Raw genomic sequence first — 17,394 nt, forward strand, 5'->3', positions numbered from 1 at the left:
CTTTGTAAATTAATCTAAATCTTCTGAAAAGGTGAGTCCTTGCCAGCGTTTGGCTTCTGGATAATCCAGATCGAATTGATCTAAAACGCGAGCGACGATGTGATGCTTAATATCATCGATAGATTTGGGATGGTTATACCAGGCAGGCATGGGTGGAATCATCGTAACGCCTTTTTGCGCAAGGGCTAACATGTTCTCTAAGTGAATGGTACTCAGTGGGGTTTCCCTTGGGACTAACACCAGCTTTCGGTTTTCTTTCATCACAACATCTGCAGCCCGAGCCACTAACCCTTCTGCATATCCTGCGCGAATACCTGCCAATGATTTCATGCTGCAGGGGATAATTATCATACCGTCGGTTTTGAATGAACCGGATGAAATCGCCGCTGCCTGATTTGATGAATTGTATGTGACATCTGCAAGAGCACTGATTTCACGTGCACTGTAGGGGGTTTCTAGTTCAATTGTTGTTTTTGCCCAACGAGACATTACAAGGTGCGTTTCTACATCAGGCATCATTTGTAGTGCTTGTAGCAGACTTACCCCCAAAGGAGCTCCGGTAGCGCCAGTCATTCCAACGATAAGCTTCATATATTTTCTCTATATCAATCATAACCATATAGTTCGTACACGAACAATGTACTTATGCTATGTTGTGATAAAGGGAAAATCAATAGAGATGCATAAAAAAGTTCGTCAACGAACCTTTTTATTTTCTAACGGTATCACTGGCTTATAGATAAGTATCCTGTGATATAATTTCCGCTAGCAATAAGTAATTTGGGATTATCTACAAAATGCAGTTTGAGTCGGGCCATGGCATTTTCCATTTGATGCGTAAATTAATTCAAGAACATACAGCAAACTGGCAGAGTGAGGTTTCTGGTCTTACTAAGCCACAATATTCCGTTATGCTTGCTGTATCTTTAAATCCTGGAGTTGAACAGGGTGAGTTGATGGAGGCATCTGTCTCTACAAAAGCGACATTAGCAGAGATCGTCGGTAGACTGGAAAAACGAGGCTTAATTTATCGCCAAACCGGCGAAAAAGATAAACGACGTCGATTTGTCTATTTGACTCAGGACGGTCTCAAATTGCTTGAGCAGGAAAAAGCAAAAGCAAACTATGTTGATAATATTTTCCTATCTCGTTTATCAAAACAAGAGCAATCAGAGTTTATACGATTATTGAACGTGATAGTGACAAAGCCATAATACTCACTAAGGCTGATTTGCTCTACTGATAAAATCATCTAATAATTCATTAACAAGTGTCTGTGTTATTTTTATTTTTGAACTGTCGGCGTTATCTATATGGATACCGCAGGTGACATTTACAACGCAATTAAAGGTAGCGGATAATTTTTGAGCGATATGGTGAGCTAATAAATCTTCTTTGTGGCCTAAGACACACATAACCGATGTTGATGCACTGATTTTATCAGGGTTTTCGAGACTGGCTCTGGGTTGTGATAACGCTGATGCGCCAATATGGGCTTTATCCCCTCCTGCAATAACAATGACTAAGTCATTACCCACAGAGAGAGCCAATAGTTCGATGCTAATGTTATCTTTTTCTTTATACAACGATTGTGAAGATATGAATGGTTTCATTTTGTTGAACTCGATTGAAAAAAGGATATTAGCATTTTTCTCATTGGTAACGAAATAATAGGAAATTCATCTGCTCACAGTGATTTAGCCCTGAACAGTATGCTCAATACGTTGCGCCATTTGATTAAACAGTCGGCTCAGATTCGCCACTGCTTCGACTTTGGGAATTGGAGTGCGTTGGGACAATTCGCCCTTACCAAATAGATAGTAAGGTTGCCAACTGGATGGTTTCGGGGTAACGTCGTGCTAGTAGCCCTGTTATGTTCGCCGGGATTTGCCTTTTGAACATTTGTGTTGCTTTATAAATTGTGTGAAGAAATTAAGTGATAGATGAGTTTTTATGAAAGATGTAAAGGGTGTATTCCGTAACCTTGAAAAAATGCTGCGTCAGGCAAGCTGGTTTGATGAGGATTGGGAAATCTATAACCGGGGCAGCTACTTACAGCTCTATAAACACAGTTGGTTTAACCATAATCAAGGTGGTATTCACTTCGAAACGTTTATCGAAGCACCACAAATAAAACAGAAATCGTTCCCGGTGTGTATGCATGCCGAGGAAGACTGCCCTGAACAATCTGAGTTCATTCGCCAACTTATCGAATTAGAAGGACAGCGTATATCTGGCTGGAAGGGATATAAAATGTTGGACAGCAGCTATGGCATCTGCCAGAGAACGTTGCCACTGAATTTTAAGAGTCTGGAGCAGCGGTTATTCGAAGAATTTAACCGGCTCCGTACCCTCGAAGCCAGCGTTGAACAAATCTTACTTAAGCTTTGATATTGAGCGGACGGAAAGGCAACCAAGAAAGATGAAGAAACAAAAGAGCCCTTGTATCGATATCTGTGATTTTTCACATGCTAAAGGCTGGTGTCTGGGTTGCGGCAGAACTCGTGAGGAATGTCAGAAATGGAAAACAATGAAACCCTATGCGGTAAACATTCTTCAAAAAGAGTTGCGTAAGAGAATGTCTCAAATGAATACAGAAGCCGATCATTAAGCCTTTGCTGGGCGCTTGTTATGGCTGTTCGTCACGCCCTCCCTCAAGACTGAGCAAAAACCGCGCACTCGCTTCCTGAATGGCGGTTTTTTTATCGTCATTCATCCGGTCATACGTTTTATACATCATCCCCAAACGGGCATTAGTGCGCAATTTTTCCCGGTTTCGGGCCAGAAAATCCCAGTAAAGATAATTAAACGGACAGGCATCCGGGCCCGATTTTTGGGCTACTTTATACCGGCAATTCCTGCAATAGTCGGACATTTTATGAAGGTAGCCGCCACCGGCAGCGTAAGGTTTACTGGCCAGATAACCGCCATCGGCAAACAGGATCATGCCGGACACATTCGGTAGTTCTACCCATTCAAATGCATCGGCATAGACGACTAAAAACCATTCATTGACCTGTTTGGGATCAATGCCGGTGAGCAGGGCAAAGTTCCCGAGCACCATCAAACGTTGAATATGATGGGCGTAGGCATTGTCGCGGGTTTCCTGTATGCACTGACGCAGGCAGTTCATGTCGGTGTCACCATGCCAGTAGAAATCCGGTAAATCGCGGGTGGCCTCAAAGTAATTGTGACGGGCATAACCCGGCATAGTAAGCCAGTAGATTCCTCTGACGTATTCTCTCCAGCCCATAATCTGGCGGATAAATCCTTCAACGGCATTTAAGGGCGCGTTGCCTTGCGTGTAAGCGTCTTCTGCGGCTTTGATACATTCGATCGGTAGCAACAACCCTGCGTTGAGGTAAAAACTGAGATGCGAATGGTACATCCAGGGTTCGCCTTCGAGCATGGCGTCCTGATAATCGCCAAAGGACACCAGTCTCTGTTCAATAAACTGTTCTAAGACAAGCAGCGCCTGCCGACGGGTGACCGCGAAACAGAAAGGTTCCAGTCGGCCAAAGTGAGAGGAAAAATGTCGGGAGACCAGTTGCATCACTTCCGTGGTGATTTCATCGGGTGGAAAGGTGCTTTGCGCCGGGATATTCAGACCGGTTTTTGGTGGTTTCCGGTTTTCTGCATCATAATTCCACTTGCCGCCAACCGGAGCTCCATTATCCATTAAAATATCGTATTGCTGGCGCATTTCACGGTAAAAGTATTCCATTCGCATCTGTTTGCGACGACCGGCCCACTCTGCAAACGCTTCTGGCGTACATAAGAATCGCTGGTCCGGGCGAATGTCCACCGGAATGCCCAGTTCAGACGACCAGTTTCGAATATCCTGTAACACCCGGTATTCGCCAGGGTGGGTGACCACTATCTGCGCCGGGTGGTATTTTGCAGCCAAGCGTTTGACTTCACCGCGAAAACTGCCGCTGTTGTCCGGATCATCGAGCTTGACATAGACGACCGGATACCCCTGTTCTGTCAGTTCCCGGGCAAAATGGCGCATGGCTGAAAAGAGGAATGCAATTTTCTTCTGATGATGTTTGACGTGTGTGGCTTCCTCGCGGACTTCACACATCAGAATCACATCGTCCAACGTATTGCAGCCTTCAAGACTGGAGATTGATTGAGATAACTGATCGGCAAAAATAATCCGTAATGTGCTCAAGGCTGAATCTCCTTTCCGTCCCACGCAAAACAGCGACCGCTTTGTTCTGGCGTCAGGTGATGGATGACATTCAGAAGGTGCCGGGCCGATTCTTCCGGGGTAAATAACTGTTTTTCTGATACCTTACTCTGAAAGGGTTGCGATAAGCGGCTATCGACCGTGCCGGGATGCAGCCCGGCGACAATGGCGTTTTTATTCAGCCTGCCGGTCTCGATTGCGGCATTTTTAATGATCATATTTAAGGCCGCTTTCGAAGCCCGGTAGGCATACCAGCCACCCAGCCGGTTATCGGAAATACTGCCGACACGGGCAGACAGCACAGCAAACACCGAGCGTTCTTTCCGGTTCATGCGTGGCAAAAAATGCTTGGCAAACAGGGCGGGGACAATGGTATTAGCCTCAAAGACATCGTGCAGCTTTGCTGCGGTCAGCTCTTTTAACGATTTTTCGGGCATCAGATGTCCGTGATGCAACAGACCTGTCGCGACCAGCATCAAATCCACAGGGGCAAGCTGTGTTGCTGTTTGTACCGCGGCGTCAATGCTGTTTTCATCAGTATAGTCAATGGAGTGTGTTTTGACTCCGGCAAGCGTCGGCTCCGTTCCTTGCCGGGAAAACGCATGAATGGTGGCATCGGGATAGCGTTCAGCGACCTGCCGGATAAATGCACTGCCAATGGCACCAGAACTTCCGGTGACGACGATGTTTTTGTATGTCATGATTTCAGCCTATCATCAGCCTGATAAGCCAGGCGAAGACAGACAGAACGGACACGCTGCCAACCCAAAGGCCTATCAGCCAGAGCCACTGTTTTACTTGTGTATGCATTAGTGATAACCCTCCCCATGTTTGAGTCTTCCGCGGAATACCCAGTAAGCGTAGGCGCTGTAGCCGATGATTGTCGGCAATAGAACCACCGTTCCTGCCAGCAGAAACATCTGGCTGTTTGCCGGTGCTGCTGCCTGAGCATAGGTGAGGGAATACGGGATAATGTAAGGATAAGTGCTGATAGCAAACCCCGCAGCAGAGATCAGAAATAGCCCGATACCATACAGATAGGCGTGGAACCCTCTGTGCTCCTGCAATGCTTTGAACAGTCGCCAGATAATCAGGACCGCCCCAAACGGAATAGACAGATAAATCAGCGTGTCAGGCAGGTTAAACCACCGGCGGTAAATCATCTCATTCGTCAATGGCAGCCACAGGCTGATCACGGCAATACAGATCACCATGCCGGCTCCCCAGCGTTTAGACACGCCTTCATAGCGGGTAGCCAGATCTTTGGGTAATTTCATCATCAGCCAGCAGCCACCAAGCAGGGTATAGGCACAGATTGTACTGAGCCCGCAGAGCAGCGTGAACGGGGTCAGCCAGTCAAACCACCCGCCTGAATACGCCCGGCCTTCGATTTCAATGCCCTGAAGTAAGGCGCCTAACATCATTCCCTGCATCACGGTTGCGAGCAGAGAACCGGTGAAAAAAGCGGTATCCCAGATAAATTTTCCTTTTCTGGTTTTAAACCGGTACTCAAAAGAAACACCTCTGAGTACCAGTCCGAGTAGCATGATGATCAACGGAGCATACAATGCCGGCGCGACGACTGAGTAAGCCAGAGGGAATACGGCAAACAAGCCACCCCCGCCCAATACCAGCCAGGTTTCATTGCCATCCCATACCGGGGCGATGCTGTTCATCATCAGATCCCGCTCGGTTTCCCCGGAGGCTGAGGGAAACAGGATACCGATGCCCAAATCAAAGCCATCAAGCACGACATAAATCAATACCGCCAGCCCGATAATGCCATACCAAATCAATGCAATATCCATGAATGCCTCCTTAAGACAGCCGGTTTGGGTGCGATGCCGGTGGGACATCAGAGCCATCAGGCAGATGGTTATCCGGCGGCGTTTCATAGCGGGTCGGAGATTTGCGCATGAGTCTGATCAGATAGAAAAATCCGGCGCCAAAGACAAACAGGTAAACAATAACAAAAGCTGTCAAAGAGGCGCCGACTGCAGTGGCATCCACAGGTGATGCGGACTCAGCTGTCCGCAGCAGGCCATACACAGTGAACGGTTGCCTGCCGACTTCTGTGGTGATCCAACCGGCCAGCACGGCGATGAATCCTGACGGCCCAAAGGCCACACACAAACGATGAAAACGCGGAGATTGATATAATTGCCCTTTTTTGCGCAGCCACAGGCTGAACAAGCCAATGGCCAGCATGCCGAAGCCAATCCCAACCATTACCCGAAAACTCCAGAAGACAATCGAGACCGGCGGATGGTCGGAGGCCGGAAAGGCATCCAGTCCCTGTACTGTACCATTGAGATCATGGGTCAGAATCAGGCTGCCCAGTTTGGGAATGGCCAACTGATATTTCATTTCCTGTGCTTCTTCATCCGGGATACCAAACAGAATCAGTGGGGCTCCCTGATGAGATTCAAAATGACCCTCCATGGCAGCGACTTTCGCCGGTTGATGCTCCAGAGTATTTAAGCCATGCATGTCTCCGGCGAGGATTTGCAGCGGTGTAACAATCGCAGCCATCCACATCGCCATAGAGAACATGGTTTTGGCCAGTGGATTGTGCGGGGCTTTTAGCAAATGGTAAGCGCCGGTTGCCGCCACAACGAAAGCCGTGGTCAGATAGGCCGCCAGCAGCATATGGACCAGCCGGTACGGAAATGAAGGATTGAATATGATCGCCAGCCAGTCCTGTGGCACATATTGCCCGGCGTCGTTGATGGCATATCCGGCCGGGGTCTGCATCCAGCTGTTCACCGACAGAATCCAGAAGGCAGATAAAAAGGTGCCGAAAGCAACGATACAGGTGGAAGCGAAGTGAAGTTTCCGGCCGACTTTATTCATGCCGAACAGCATCACACCCAGAAAACCGGCTTCAAGGAAGAAAGCAGTGAATACTTCATAGCCCATCAGTGGCCCGAGGATCGGCCCGGTTTTGTCGGCGAACACACTCCAGTTGGTGCCGAACTGATAACTGAGTACAATCCCGCTGACCACTCCCATGCCAAAACTGACAGCAAATATTTTCACCCAGTATTTATATAACTGGATATATTTATCCTGGTCTGTTTTCAGCCACAACCCTTCCAGCACCGCAAGATATGAGGCCAGGCCAATCGTAAAAGCAGGGAAAATAATATGGAACGAAACCGTAAAAGCGAATTGAAAACGTGCCAGATCGATTGCTAATGTGTCCATCTCCACTCCTCTTAAAGTAACTCTAAACGGGTAGGGTAGATTAATATACTGTTAATTTTTGATATAAACAGATTGTAGACACAAAAATAGACATATACAAAGAAATTTAATGTATAAGTATTGATGCATAGTTAGATACATTGAAGATAGGATCCCGGCCACGTTTGCGGGAAATATTGTGGAGAAGATGATTTCTTTTTAGTGATTTATCACGGTTAAGTGTAATTTATATACTTAACGTTCATTATTTCTGTGGATTATTTCACGTTAATATGGGCTCGATGAGGTGGCCATATTAGTACGTCATGATGCGTATAGCTTTTCCTTAATTTGCTTCCTTAACCATGCACAAGCAGGGTCATGGTGCTGTCTACGGTGCCAGTACTGATAAACGGTAAATGGTTTTAGGTCTACGGGCGGGCGGTACATTTTCAGTTCATATCGTGTCAGGAAGTGTTCCGCCAGTTGTTTAGGAATCGTTGCCAGATAATCCGTCTTTTCAAGCACCATCGGAATAACCGACATATGCGGTATCCGCAGCGCGATTTTCCGTGTTAGTGAATAAGCGGCTAGTGCTGTGTCTATATTACTTATTCCTTTCCCCTCCAACGAGAACAGAACATGCGGGATCTCACTGTAAATATCCAGAGTTAACTTGCCTTCCCGTTGAGGGTGGTTTTTTCTGGCTAAAGTGACATATGAATCCTCGAATAACTGTTGCTGATAGAGCCCTGCGCCGGTCAGGTCCGTCGAAATGGTGAGATCGATCCTTCCATCCCTTGGCTGTTCGTACGCATCCGTATGATCAATATGCGTCGTTACCAGTGATAGTTTGGCGATTGTTCCTGAAGTAATCTTGTCAGGCTCGGCAGGATGACCGCTCCATAATAATCGCCAAGCATTAGTCTAAAACTGCGAGTGGACTCATCAGTAAAAATGCTCTCAGATGACAAGCAATCCCTGAGATTATTGAGAGAGTCAGTCACTACGCCCGCTATGGATTCAGAATAGGCGGTTGGTATCATTCCGTCTGTTGTTCTGACAAACAGTGGATCATTGAGCTTGTTACGCAATCGCTTTAACGCATTACTTACTGCAGGCTGGGTGAGATTTAACCGCTCGCCTGCCAGTGACCAAAATGCTCTTTTCAGATAAATGACGCGGATCCGGTTTCTGTGGCTGACATGGATTAGGGCGAGAGGCGGGTTCTGTTTCTATACTTAATACGGGTATGGTAAATGCGGAGGTTGATATGACGATAATAGCCCGCCTGGACCGCTATTTGAATGAGCAAAATATCCACTATCAAACTGTGAGTCATTCTCACAGTAATAGTTCATGGCAGAGCGCGAAAACCGCGAATATATTACCAATGAACTTAGCAAAAGGTGTGATATTAGAAGACCATGAAGGGAAGCATCTTATGGCTGTTTTACCCGCGAATGCGAAATTGAGTTTGTCTGTCTTAAATGAAGAGATGAAAGCAACGTACCATTTCGTGAAAGAACAGCAAGTGTATAAACTTTTTGATGATTGTGAACATGGTGCGGTTCCGCCTGTGGGGAATATTTACCACATGACATCAGTATGTGAGCAATCTCTTACTGAGTTAGATCATGTTTATTTGGAAGCTGGCGATCATGAGACCTTGATCAAGCTGGACAGGGAAGCTTTTAGAAAACTGATGAATAACAGTAAGTGTTTGCGTTTTGGTACTCCGGTCTTCCACTAAATAAGAGCCGGGAATCGTTGCCCGGCTTTCTTCATTAATATCTTCAGAATTATTTGTTTGATTCTTTAGCTCTGCAAAGTAGCAAAAGGTTATTCTATATCTGTCTATGTCAAACAGAGATAATTGTTCAAAGGCACAGAAACAAGCATTGATTCGTGCATCCGAAAGTGTACCTGAAGTTGAGAAGAAAGCGTTAGAGACTTTGATCCACTCAGCAGATTATCAACACTATATACAAAATCTGGAGACTAAAGAGATAGAAAAAATTCAGAGGATATTTCCCCAGCCTTTTGATTCTATAAAGATAGGGAAAGAAATCGGTTTAATTAAATAACGGTGCGGTCAACGACTATAAATAAGGCCGGAACAGACCTTATTTATAGTCATTCATTCTGTAAAAAAGAAAGCCATAAATCCATTGAGAAAAACATGGCACGCTCTGCCTTTCCCCTGAAATAATATGGTTGAATAATCCATGTCCGTCGGTTCATTATGACTTTTTTTGATGCAGTAATTACTGTCTTCATGAACCAATGTAAGCCTTTCTTCTTTCATTCCTGATAGTAGTTCGTTAATGCATTGTATTTGAGCCGATATGATTGGCTGATACCCATTGACGTTATCCAATGACATAAAAACCCATCCTTAAAAACTGGTATTAAAAAATAATACTAATGATTGTTTATATAATACACCTATTTCGACAAATAATGAAACTGTGTTAGTATAAAATTTGTTTTATATTACAATGGGAAGGGACTTTTATGGAACATGTCGGACGTCGCTTAAAAGAGATTCTCAAAATGAAAGGGATTAGTGCTTCTCAAATGGCTCAGGATCTGAACGTTGGGAAAGGTCACATCAGCAATATTATCAACGGACGGATTCAGACGCCTAAGAAACATATCTCGGCAATTGCGGAGTATCTGAAAATTTCGTCTGTCTGGCTTTTGACCGGAGAGGGAAGTCCTGATGCAGGATTTGACGGGCTGACTTCTTTACTTCCCATTTATACGATGAAGCATTTTAAAAAGAAATCGATTGGTACCTTTAAAATTTCTGGAATGACATTCACAGAAAACCATTATGGATTGGTTGATATACCTACCTTTCCTGATGGTCAGGTTGTGATATTGAGTCCAAAAGTTCAGGGGGATGGGTATTTTTTAGTGGAGGAACGGCAGGAGTTCGCACTCGCACAACGAATAGACAAGTTTAGTCATATTGAATGGAATTATTTGTCTGGAAATCAACCAGACAATCCGTCGGTGTTAGGAAAAGTAGAAGCAATAATAATGAAAGAGTTAATTAATTATGAAATGGCTTAAAATAGTAAAATCATCAGCAACAAATATTACGTATCAGTCGGATACGGGGACTACATTAAATGCACAACCCAATGATTTATTGAAGAAAAATGTGCTTTTATTATTTAATAGAAAAGATAGAGCCACTATTAGGGAATTAGCCAGTTGTTATATTTCCCATAAGGATGAGTACGATTTTCTCTGGCTGGGTGGCTTATATGCTTTTTACATAGGCATTTTATTAGTAACAACACTTTTTTCACCTGTGACGATCCATATATTGGGTACTGTTCAGCCGGGTGGGATTCTGATTTTTCCATTGACCTTTGTTATTCTCGATTCGGTAAATGAAATCTTTCAGTATCGATATGCCCGTAGATTGACGTATTTAACCAGCGCCATACAGCTATTTGCTTGTGCAGCAGTATATATATGTCTTAACGTAAATACATACTCCCCAGCATTTCACAATCATATGGATAGTTACCCTTTGTTGTATTTGGTTAGTGCATTTACATTACCTATAGCTGATCAAACGAATAATATTGTTTTCAGGCTGATGCGATACAGATTAGCAACATGTCCGCTTTGGTTAAGAAGTGTCGTTTCAACTGTCACAGGACAATTGACGTACACTATTGCGTGGATCACTTTATTCTTTGGCACCTCAATTGATACGGCTCTTCTTACCCGTATTGTAGATAATTATGGGTTTAAGGTTATTTATGCTGCCTGTCTGGTTCCTATTACTTATTTAATTGTTGCTGTCTATCGGGCTCGTAAACCTGCAATAGAGAACCAGCCTTCGGTTGTCGGTGAAGTATAAGGTGATAATCTGAATACGATTTAACTCGGAGCCACATTATTGTGGCTCTTGTTTTTCTGAGTTATTTAAGTTTTTCACTTTATCGGTTTGACTGAATGTATTGAGCATTTCGATAAGTTTCGGGTTTGGCATTTAAGGCAATAGCCATTACCATAGTGACCCTGTTTAAAGTGTGTTAATGGTAATTTATGTCTTTTCCTCCATGTCCGAATTGTTCATCTGAATATGTTTACGAAGATCAGCTTCATCTGGTATGTCCTGAGTGCGCCTATGAGTGGGATCCTTCAGAAATTGAGGAAGCATTAGCATTTAAAGATGCTAATGGAACCGTTTTAGCCGAAGGCGATAAGGTGACATTAGCAAAAGATCTGAAGGTGAAAGGCAGTTCACAAACGTTGAAAATAGGAACTAAAGCCGTTATTAAACGTATTGTTGATGGCAAGGATCATCAGTTGGATTGTAAAATTGACGGGGCCGGCGAAATGTGGGTAACCGCCAGGTTTGTGAAAAAAGCCTAATCAAGGTAATGGCTTAGCAATGAAACCAAATACAATGACTCCTGACCCTCTTATTTGTCCTTTATGTGGTCAGCCCAATTTATGTGTCAATTTAGGGGATAGTGATGTGATGAAATCTTGCTGGTGCAATGATCCCTCGATTGTATTTCCGAAAGCGTTGTTGGCTCAGCTTCCTCCGGAAAAAAGAGGAAAAGCCTGTATTTGCAGGGCATGTGTTTTGAAGTTTCAGGGCGAAAAATCCGGATAAAGTGATTCGGGGAAAACGCATAAGCTAACTTTATATATAACTGGTCTGGACAGTTAAGATAGGGAAAGGTATTCTTCATGTCCGAGATCTCAATGGGGAAACCAAATGGGGATAACAGCTCTGAATTGTGCGTTAGTCGCGGCAACGGTTTTATCACTGACATATTCGCAAACCTCAGTTGCCAATACCGGAAAAATAATTACCTGGTATAAATCGGAATTTCCACCATTGAGTATCGTAAACGGTCCTGATGCAGGTAAGGGCTATTCAGACCGTATTGAACAGTTTTTGTTTAAAAATCTTAAGGGATATGACCATAAGATTTTAGTGGCACCGGTCAAGCGAACTTTGAGAGATATGGAAAAAGGGGTGAATGCCTGCGCAGTAACGTTGTTGAAAACCCCTGCCCGTGAGAAATTTGTGGCGTTTACCCGACCGGCCCGTTTGCTTCTTCCTAACAGTCTTATTATTCGTAAATCTGATGTAGAAAAGATTAAGCCGTTTATCGGATCTGACGGCAAAGTATTGCTGGAAGACATCATTAAGTCTCACTCGTTCCGGATTGGCTACACTAATGGCCGTTCTTATACTAAACCCATTGATAACCTTTTAAATAAATACCAGACATCGGGTGTTTTTGTTGATCGCCTTGGAAAGGACAGTCCTAAAGGACTGCTATCGATGTTGTCTAAAAAGCACATTGATGCAATATTGCAGCAACCGGTTGAAGCTCAGTTTAATGCCCGGACTCTTAATATGGAAAACAGTATTAAAGTATTACCCATCCGGGAAATAAAAGATTATACAGTCGGTTATATTGGGTGCTCTAAAACCCCCTGGGGAAAAGAAGTTGTCAGAAAAATAGATGCTCTAATGAAAGATGCCGTTAAACGTAACGATTTCCGGAGCTTTTACGAGACGTTTTTGGATGATGAATCCAAAATTCGTTACCGTAAGGTCTATAGCAAGTTCTTCAGGGTAAATGGCTAAGGCCGGTAGTGATCGTTTATGGTATCGTTTAAGAATACACCTCTGATGGTCAGAAGCCAGCTATGGTTTCGTCAGACAGTACTTACGGTTACTCTGGCAATTCTGTTGGGTATTATTATCAGCATGGTAACAATTGCCATGGACTTGATGGACGAGCAGGCAGCGACAAGAAACCATGCGAAAAATGTTGTCAATTCGGTTCGTCAGCAAGCAGCACAAGCCGTCTTCAATGTTGATCATGTTCTTGCAAAAACCGTCACAGATGGTCTGAATGAATATCAGCTTTTCAGTAAAATCAGAATTATAGATGATGTGAATGAGGTGATTAGTGTCAGTAAGAAAGACGTAAAAACGGGCACTATGACGGATATATCTAATTTATTATTCGATACAGAAAAACCTTTGGTCTTCGCTGTCATTTACCCTGGTGTGGTCGGTAATATTGGTTATATAAAGGTATGGCTGAACAGTAATTATGTGGCGAACCAGTTCTACCAGCGGTCATTCCGGAATCTGCTCGGCAGTGTTATTCGAAATGTGTTATTTAGTGTCTGTTTGCTCAGCTTGTTTTATTTTACTCTGACCCGGCCACTCCTGAGTATTGCCCGGCAAATTGAAAATATTGATCCCAAAGAACCTAAAGATAATCTGAAAGTAGACTATTTTCATCAAAATGATGAACTGGGACATATGACTAGCCTGCTTAACCTTTTACTCAGGCGTTTGCAGAATGTCCAGAAACAACACGAAGATTCTGAAAAAGAGCTCAGAGAACATAAAATTCAGCTTGAGTCACTGGTTGAAGAACGAACCCGGGAACTAATGTCCGCAAATAAAAAACTGGAAGAGCTGGCTTCGACAGATCCTTTAACTGGGATTTTAAACCGTCGGGCTTTCAGGGAATTGGCTCACCGCGACCTGAATCTTGCGGAAAAAGAAGAAATACCGGCTTCTGTTTTGATGCTGGATCTGGATCGGTTTAAACTCATTAATGATGTTCATGGTCATCGGGTCGGAGATCGGGTTCTTCAGGAGTTTGTTTGTTGTACCCAAACCATCGCCAGGAAGTATGACTTGCTGGCTAGGTATGGGGGTGAAGAGTTTATTATCCTGCAGATTGGTCTTACCGATGAAGAAGTGAGTAATGTTGCCCAAAGAATTTGTGATGAATTTGCAAACACTCCCATTAAGATTCAAAGTTCTTACTTCAACTTCTCTGTGAGTATCGGTATGACAACAAGTACCAGCTGTAAAACGTATGATTTAGAAATGCTGGTAAATCAGGCGGATAAAGCTCTCTACCGGGCTAAAATGAATGGTCGTAACCGGGTAGAAGTTGTTTAGCGTTATCCTTCTGAGTTATTTTTGTTATTTGCATCAGTTAATTTCTTCCTGCGATTCTACGTATAAACGTCCGACCTCACAGTGTTTTATTATTACCCTTGTACCGGCTTTCAGGTTTTCTTTCGACCGGACTTTCCACATTACGCCGGAAAAACGGGTAGCACCTTCTTTTCCGGCTTCAAGATCGTTATCTAAGACAAAAGTTGTACCCACTAGTCCTATGTCTGTCTGATTTTTGTCAGAATCGGATTTTTTCTTTATAAACAGGAAGAAAATGACACCAAGAATAAAAGCAATGACACTGATCCACAGCAGTTTTTGAGTTGGGGTGGTCACATGTTCCCATTCAAGGTAAGTTAATCCGGCAACAACCAGGCAGCCACCACCAAAAAAAGAAAAGAACAGAGTACTCCATCCAAGAACAAACATATCCAGTATGATCAACACAATACCAATAGCGATCAGCCCATAAGGCTGGTTGAAAAATTCAATGATCATTTTTATTATTTCCGGCTTTTACAAAGTGTTATATCAGAGTACTGATAACAGGTTCGGCACCTGTTATCAATAAGAAAGCAATGGTCAGATCTTCGGTATGCGATCTGTTACGACTTTACTTTGTGCTAGCAGGGAGGCCAATCCGTTGCCCTGATCCGGCAATACGATGACACTCGACTCTTTGGCAATGGCTTTTTTCGCATCGATATCTTTCAGGGTAACATCGTAACTCATAGCCATTTGGTTATTTGACTCATTCAGTGCCTCGCCAATTGCAGCAAACTGTTTGGCCTGAGCTTCTGCATTAATCCGGATGGCTTCGGCCTGAGCCTGAGCGTTTATTCTGATGGCTTCGGCTTTTGCGGTGGCTTCCAGAGTGATTTGTCTGGCTTCCCCTTCTGCGGTCAGAATTTTAGATTGCTTTTCCCCTTCCGATTTTGCGATTTCCGACGCTTTAGCTCCCTCTGCTTCAAGAATGGATGCCCTTTTCTGACGTTCAGCTTTCATTTGCTGTTCCATTGCGGCCATGACGGATTCAGGTGGATTGATGTCTTTGATTTCATATCTCAGTAACTGAACGCCCCAGGTTTCAGCTGCTTGATTGACGCCTTCAGAGACGGCAGAGTTCAGTTGGTCTCTTTCTTCGAAGATGGCATCCAGTTCACGTGATCCAAGAGCAGAACGAAGGGTTGTCTGTGCCAGTTTCGTGATGGCAAATTCATAATTTTCGACGCCATATGAAGCCTGTTTGGGGTCAATGACCCTGTAGTAGACAATACCATCGACGGTGACAGAAATGTTGTCTTTAGTAATGACGGTCTGAGCGGCCGTATCTCTTGGTATTTCTTTTAATGAATGCCGGTAAGCAATTTTATCCAGAACAGGAATGATGATATTTAACCCGGAATTCAGTGTCCGGGAATATTTTCCCAATCGTTCTACCACATAAGCATGTTGCTGAGGAACGATGATAAAAGCCATTCGGAGCAGAAGAACAAAAAAAACAACAATAACGATTGTTGTCACTAAACTAGACGATATGTAGTCCATGATGGTTACCTTTTACAATTTTGCTTAGCAAACGATCTCATAAACTAAAGTATTAGGGATAGTGCTAAATTTGAGAATTTACTTTTTTTTGGATCAGGGTTCATAGATTGAGACAGTTCTGATGTTAATTTTATCGCCTCTAAATATCAATAAGTTAGAAATGACGGTGCGGGTGTATCCGGTAGGCAACTACGTTGATGAAGATGAATGGTTGATTAGTCACGGGAATGGCACTTGGTTTGGGGGTGAGTGTGTTGTTGCTAAAGAGATCCGGTTTACTGCCGGTAAAAAATAGGGGCATTTCGCGCCCCTATTTCCAGACCTCAAGGCCGTAATAGCCCATCAGCTCTGCATAATGCCTGATTTTTTCTTTGTCTTCCGATAGCATCGCTTTGTATAACTCCCGGGTTGCATTCATCAGTTTTGCATTATTTTCTTCAGCTTGCTCGTGCTTTAATGAAAGAAAGTCTTCATTATTCAAGTGATTAACCTCTTTCATTGAGGACGGGGACTTAATCGTGTTACTGTCAGCCAACATGTTAGTATCTCCGTAGTCATTATTGATTGCTCAATAGGGGCCCATTGGATAGTGGTAAGGTACTCTCTTTGTATTAGAAGATTAGCATCAGGACGTAGGAACAACGTTAAGATTTGATGTCATTAGAAATACAGTTTTAATTTTAAGGCGTTAGTGCTATTCGTCAGTCTTCCTTATCTTCCTCTCCTATATATGATAGTACATCAGCAGAAAGTTGAAGGGCTGTATTGGCAGAGAGTGATGTTATCCAAATTTTTGATGAAACGGATAACAGGATTAAACAAATTTTCAGTTGCCAGGGTAAATCATAATAAGTCAGAAATAGATTTTCTATTGAGCCGTATTAACCTTCTGAACCACCAGTTTTCCTATTCTTCTTGACTCTGACACTACTGTCAGACTTTAAAATAAACGTCTGTTATAAGGAGAATATCAAATGATTAAATTAATATGCATTGTAAAGCGGCTACCCGAATTGAGTTACGACGAGTTTCTGGAGCACTGGGTAAACAATCATGCCCGGTTGATAAAAAAACATGCCAATGTATTAAGCATTGAAAAATACGTTCAGAGTCATGCGGTGCGCTCGAATCGCGCTCAGTCTGATATTACTTCATTAAGGAATATGACGGACGTTGAATTTGATGGGGTCGCTGAGCTTTGGTACCCAAGTATGGAAAGTCACCTGAGCCGTAAAAACAGTCCGGAAGGCACACTGGCGCTGGCTGAAATCATTACTGATGAGAAGCGGTTTGTTGATTTGTCTCAATCGAGAATGTGGTATAGCAATGAGGTGACCGTGATCTAAATCTGAGGTTTTCCGGAGAAGCCTTAATTATCGCCTTTCGCTTTAATGCTAATAATATGTGTTATCATTATCATTTTTGAGTGTTGTACTCATCTGTTACATGTACGCTAACGTGTCGAGCAAAGGGATACAACACT

25 protein-coding genes are annotated in these 17,394 nt (G+C 43.5%); 13 read left to right on the forward strand and 12 right to left on the reverse strand.

What is annotated here, in order from left to right:
* Positions 1-9 precede the first annotated feature (9 nt).
* On the reverse strand, positions 10-591 hold the full coding sequence (locus LRQ06_RS12630; RefSeq protein WP_232766846.1) for a non-oxidative hydroxyarylic acid decarboxylases subunit B: 582 nt from the start codon (positions 589-591) through the stop codon (positions 10-12).
* 206 nt (positions 592-797) lie between these two features.
* On the opposite strand from LRQ06_RS12630, the gene LRQ06_RS12635 reads away from it, so the two are divergent.
* The gene (locus LRQ06_RS12635; RefSeq protein ID WP_232766847.1) at positions 798-1,214 is read left to right on the forward strand and encodes a MarR family winged helix-turn-helix transcriptional regulator; all 417 of its coding nucleotides are present in this window, start codon (positions 798-800) and stop codon (positions 1,212-1,214) included.
* A 6-nt stretch (positions 1,215-1,220) separates the two neighbouring features.
* Here LRQ06_RS12635 and lpdD read toward each other — a convergent pair whose 3' ends face one another.
* Positions 1,221-1,613 carry a prenylated flavin chaperone LpdD gene (gene lpdD, locus LRQ06_RS12640; RefSeq protein ID WP_232766848.1) on the reverse strand — a complete coding sequence of 131 codons (393 nt, stop codon included), beginning with the start codon at positions 1,611-1,613 and terminating at the stop codon, positions 1,221-1,223.
* Between the two features lie 340 nt (positions 1,614-1,953).
* On the opposite strand from lpdD, the gene LRQ06_RS12645 reads away from it, so the two are divergent.
* Both LRQ06_RS12645 and LRQ06_RS12650 read left to right on the forward strand, forming a co-directional pair.
* Entirely contained in the window at positions 1,954-2,391 is a 438-nt protein-coding gene (locus tag LRQ06_RS12645) for a hypothetical protein (protein WP_232766849.1), read from the forward strand.
* A 31-nt stretch (positions 2,392-2,422) separates the two neighbouring features.
* Positions 2,423-2,611 (forward strand): DUF1289 domain-containing protein, encoded by a 189-nt coding sequence (locus LRQ06_RS12650; protein ID WP_232766850.1) that lies wholly within the window; start codon positions 2,423-2,425, stop codon positions 2,609-2,611.
* Positions 2,612-2,629: 18 nt separating this feature from the next.
* On the opposite strand, the gene LRQ06_RS12655 is transcribed toward LRQ06_RS12650, so the two are convergent.
* From LRQ06_RS12655 to LRQ06_RS21220, 6 genes are all read right to left on the reverse strand, one after another.
* The gene (locus LRQ06_RS12655; RefSeq protein ID WP_232766851.1) at positions 2,630-4,174 is read right to left on the reverse strand and encodes a cryptochrome/photolyase family protein; all 1,545 of its coding nucleotides are present in this window, start codon (positions 4,172-4,174) and stop codon (positions 2,630-2,632) included.
* Positions 4,171-4,893, reverse strand: a complete 723-nt coding sequence (locus tag LRQ06_RS12660; RefSeq protein WP_232766852.1) for an SDR family NAD(P)-dependent oxidoreductase — start codon at positions 4,891-4,893, stop codon at positions 4,171-4,173. Before LRQ06_RS12660 ends, LRQ06_RS12655 begins: the two co-directional genes overlap by 4 nt.
* A gap of 108 nt (positions 4,894-5,001) precedes the next feature.
* A complete protein-coding gene (gene cydB, locus LRQ06_RS12665; protein ID WP_232766853.1) occupies positions 5,002-6,000 on the reverse strand; it encodes a cytochrome d ubiquinol oxidase subunit II in 999 nt (332 codons plus the stop codon).
* Positions 6,001-6,010: 10 nt separating this feature from the next.
* Positions 6,011-7,399, reverse strand: coding sequence for a cytochrome ubiquinol oxidase subunit I (locus LRQ06_RS12670; protein ID WP_232766854.1), 1,389 nt, complete (start codon positions 7,397-7,399; stop codon positions 6,011-6,013).
* Between the two features lie 303 nt (positions 7,400-7,702).
* Positions 7,703-8,254 carry a LysR substrate-binding domain-containing protein gene (locus LRQ06_RS12675; protein WP_308218829.1) on the reverse strand — a complete coding sequence of 184 codons (552 nt, stop codon included), beginning with the start codon at positions 8,252-8,254 and terminating at the stop codon, positions 7,703-7,705.
* Complete coding sequence (locus tag LRQ06_RS21220) at positions 8,218-8,589, reverse strand: LysR family transcriptional regulator (protein WP_373054832.1); 372 nt, start codon at positions 8,587-8,589, stop codon at positions 8,218-8,220. The genes LRQ06_RS12675 and LRQ06_RS21220 overlap by 37 nt, the downstream gene beginning before the upstream one ends.
* Before the next feature lie 62 nt (positions 8,590-8,651).
* Here LRQ06_RS21220 and LRQ06_RS12680 point away from each other — a divergent pair, with 62 nt between their 5' ends.
* Together LRQ06_RS12680 and LRQ06_RS12685 are read left to right on the forward strand one after the other, a co-directional pair.
* Positions 8,652-9,131, forward strand: a complete 480-nt coding sequence (locus LRQ06_RS12680) for an aminoacyl-tRNA deacylase (RefSeq protein ID WP_232766855.1) — start codon at positions 8,652-8,654, stop codon at positions 9,129-9,131.
* Positions 9,132-9,237: 106 nt separating this feature from the next.
* Positions 9,238-9,465 carry a hypothetical protein gene (locus tag LRQ06_RS12685; RefSeq protein ID WP_232766856.1) on the forward strand — a complete coding sequence of 76 codons (228 nt, stop codon included), beginning with the start codon at positions 9,238-9,240 and terminating at the stop codon, positions 9,463-9,465.
* Between the two features lie 53 nt (positions 9,466-9,518).
* On the opposite strand, the gene LRQ06_RS12690 is transcribed toward LRQ06_RS12685, so the two are convergent.
* The gene (locus LRQ06_RS12690; protein WP_232766857.1) at positions 9,519-9,764 is read right to left on the reverse strand and encodes a hypothetical protein; all 246 of its coding nucleotides are present in this window, start codon (positions 9,762-9,764) and stop codon (positions 9,519-9,521) included.
* Between the two features lie 131 nt (positions 9,765-9,895).
* Here LRQ06_RS12690 and LRQ06_RS12695 point away from each other — a divergent pair, with 131 nt between their 5' ends.
* The 6 genes from LRQ06_RS12695 to LRQ06_RS12720 all read left to right on the forward strand — a co-directional run bounded on the left by LRQ06_RS12695 (position 9,896) and on the right by LRQ06_RS12720 (position 14,363).
* Positions 9,896-10,459: a helix-turn-helix domain-containing protein gene (locus LRQ06_RS12695; protein WP_232766859.1), complete on the forward strand. Its 564-nt coding sequence runs from the start codon at positions 9,896-9,898 to the stop codon at positions 10,457-10,459.
* Positions 10,446-11,264, forward strand: a complete 819-nt coding sequence (locus LRQ06_RS12700; protein WP_232766861.1) for a queuosine precursor transporter — start codon at positions 10,446-10,448, stop codon at positions 11,262-11,264. Before LRQ06_RS12695 ends, LRQ06_RS12700 begins: the two co-directional genes overlap by 14 nt.
* A 188-nt stretch (positions 11,265-11,452) precedes the next feature.
* Positions 11,453-11,782 carry a zinc ribbon domain-containing protein YjdM gene (locus LRQ06_RS12705; RefSeq protein ID WP_232766863.1) on the forward strand — a complete coding sequence of 110 codons (330 nt, stop codon included), beginning with the start codon at positions 11,453-11,455 and terminating at the stop codon, positions 11,780-11,782.
* A gap of 19 nt (positions 11,783-11,801) precedes the next feature.
* The gene (locus LRQ06_RS12710) at positions 11,802-12,029 is read left to right on the forward strand and encodes a cysteine-rich CWC family protein (protein WP_232766865.1); all 228 of its coding nucleotides are present in this window, start codon (positions 11,802-11,804) and stop codon (positions 12,027-12,029) included.
* Between the two features lie 105 nt (positions 12,030-12,134).
* Entirely contained in the window at positions 12,135-13,019 is an 885-nt protein-coding gene (locus LRQ06_RS12715; protein WP_232766866.1) for a TIGR02285 family protein, read from the forward strand.
* A gap of 18 nt (positions 13,020-13,037) precedes the next feature.
* Positions 13,038-14,363 carry a diguanylate cyclase gene (locus tag LRQ06_RS12720; protein ID WP_232766868.1) on the forward strand — a complete coding sequence of 442 codons (1,326 nt, stop codon included), beginning with the start codon at positions 13,038-13,040 and terminating at the stop codon, positions 14,361-14,363.
* 33 nt (positions 14,364-14,396) lie between these two features.
* Here the strand turns inward: LRQ06_RS12720 and LRQ06_RS12725 are convergent, their stop codons facing one another.
* The gene (locus tag LRQ06_RS12725; RefSeq protein WP_232766870.1) at positions 14,397-14,861 is read right to left on the reverse strand and encodes an NfeD family protein; all 465 of its coding nucleotides are present in this window, start codon (positions 14,859-14,861) and stop codon (positions 14,397-14,399) included.
* Positions 14,862-14,945: 84 nt separating this feature from the next.
* Positions 14,946-15,911, reverse strand: coding sequence for an SPFH domain-containing protein (locus LRQ06_RS12730; RefSeq protein ID WP_232766872.1), 966 nt, complete (start codon positions 15,909-15,911; stop codon positions 14,946-14,948).
* 121 nt (positions 15,912-16,032) lie between these two features.
* On the opposite strand from LRQ06_RS12730, the gene LRQ06_RS12735 reads away from it, so the two are divergent.
* Positions 16,033-16,206 (forward strand): hypothetical protein, encoded by a 174-nt coding sequence (locus LRQ06_RS12735; protein WP_232766873.1) that lies wholly within the window; start codon positions 16,033-16,035, stop codon positions 16,204-16,206.
* A gap of 15 nt (positions 16,207-16,221) precedes the next feature.
* On the opposite strand, the gene LRQ06_RS12740 is transcribed toward LRQ06_RS12735, so the two are convergent.
* Complete coding sequence (locus LRQ06_RS12740; protein WP_232766874.1) at positions 16,222-16,449, reverse strand: hypothetical protein; 228 nt, start codon at positions 16,447-16,449, stop codon at positions 16,222-16,224.
* 436 nt (positions 16,450-16,885) lie between these two features.
* On the opposite strand from LRQ06_RS12740, the gene LRQ06_RS12745 reads away from it, so the two are divergent.
* Positions 16,886-17,257, forward strand: a complete 372-nt coding sequence (locus LRQ06_RS12745; RefSeq protein ID WP_232766876.1) for an EthD domain-containing protein — start codon at positions 16,886-16,888, stop codon at positions 17,255-17,257.
* Positions 17,258-17,394 lie beyond the last annotated feature (137 nt).

It is taken from the genome of Vibrio salinus, assembly GCF_021272385.1.
Lineage (GTDB): Bacteria > Pseudomonadota > Gammaproteobacteria > Enterobacterales > Vibrionaceae > Vibrio > Vibrio salinus.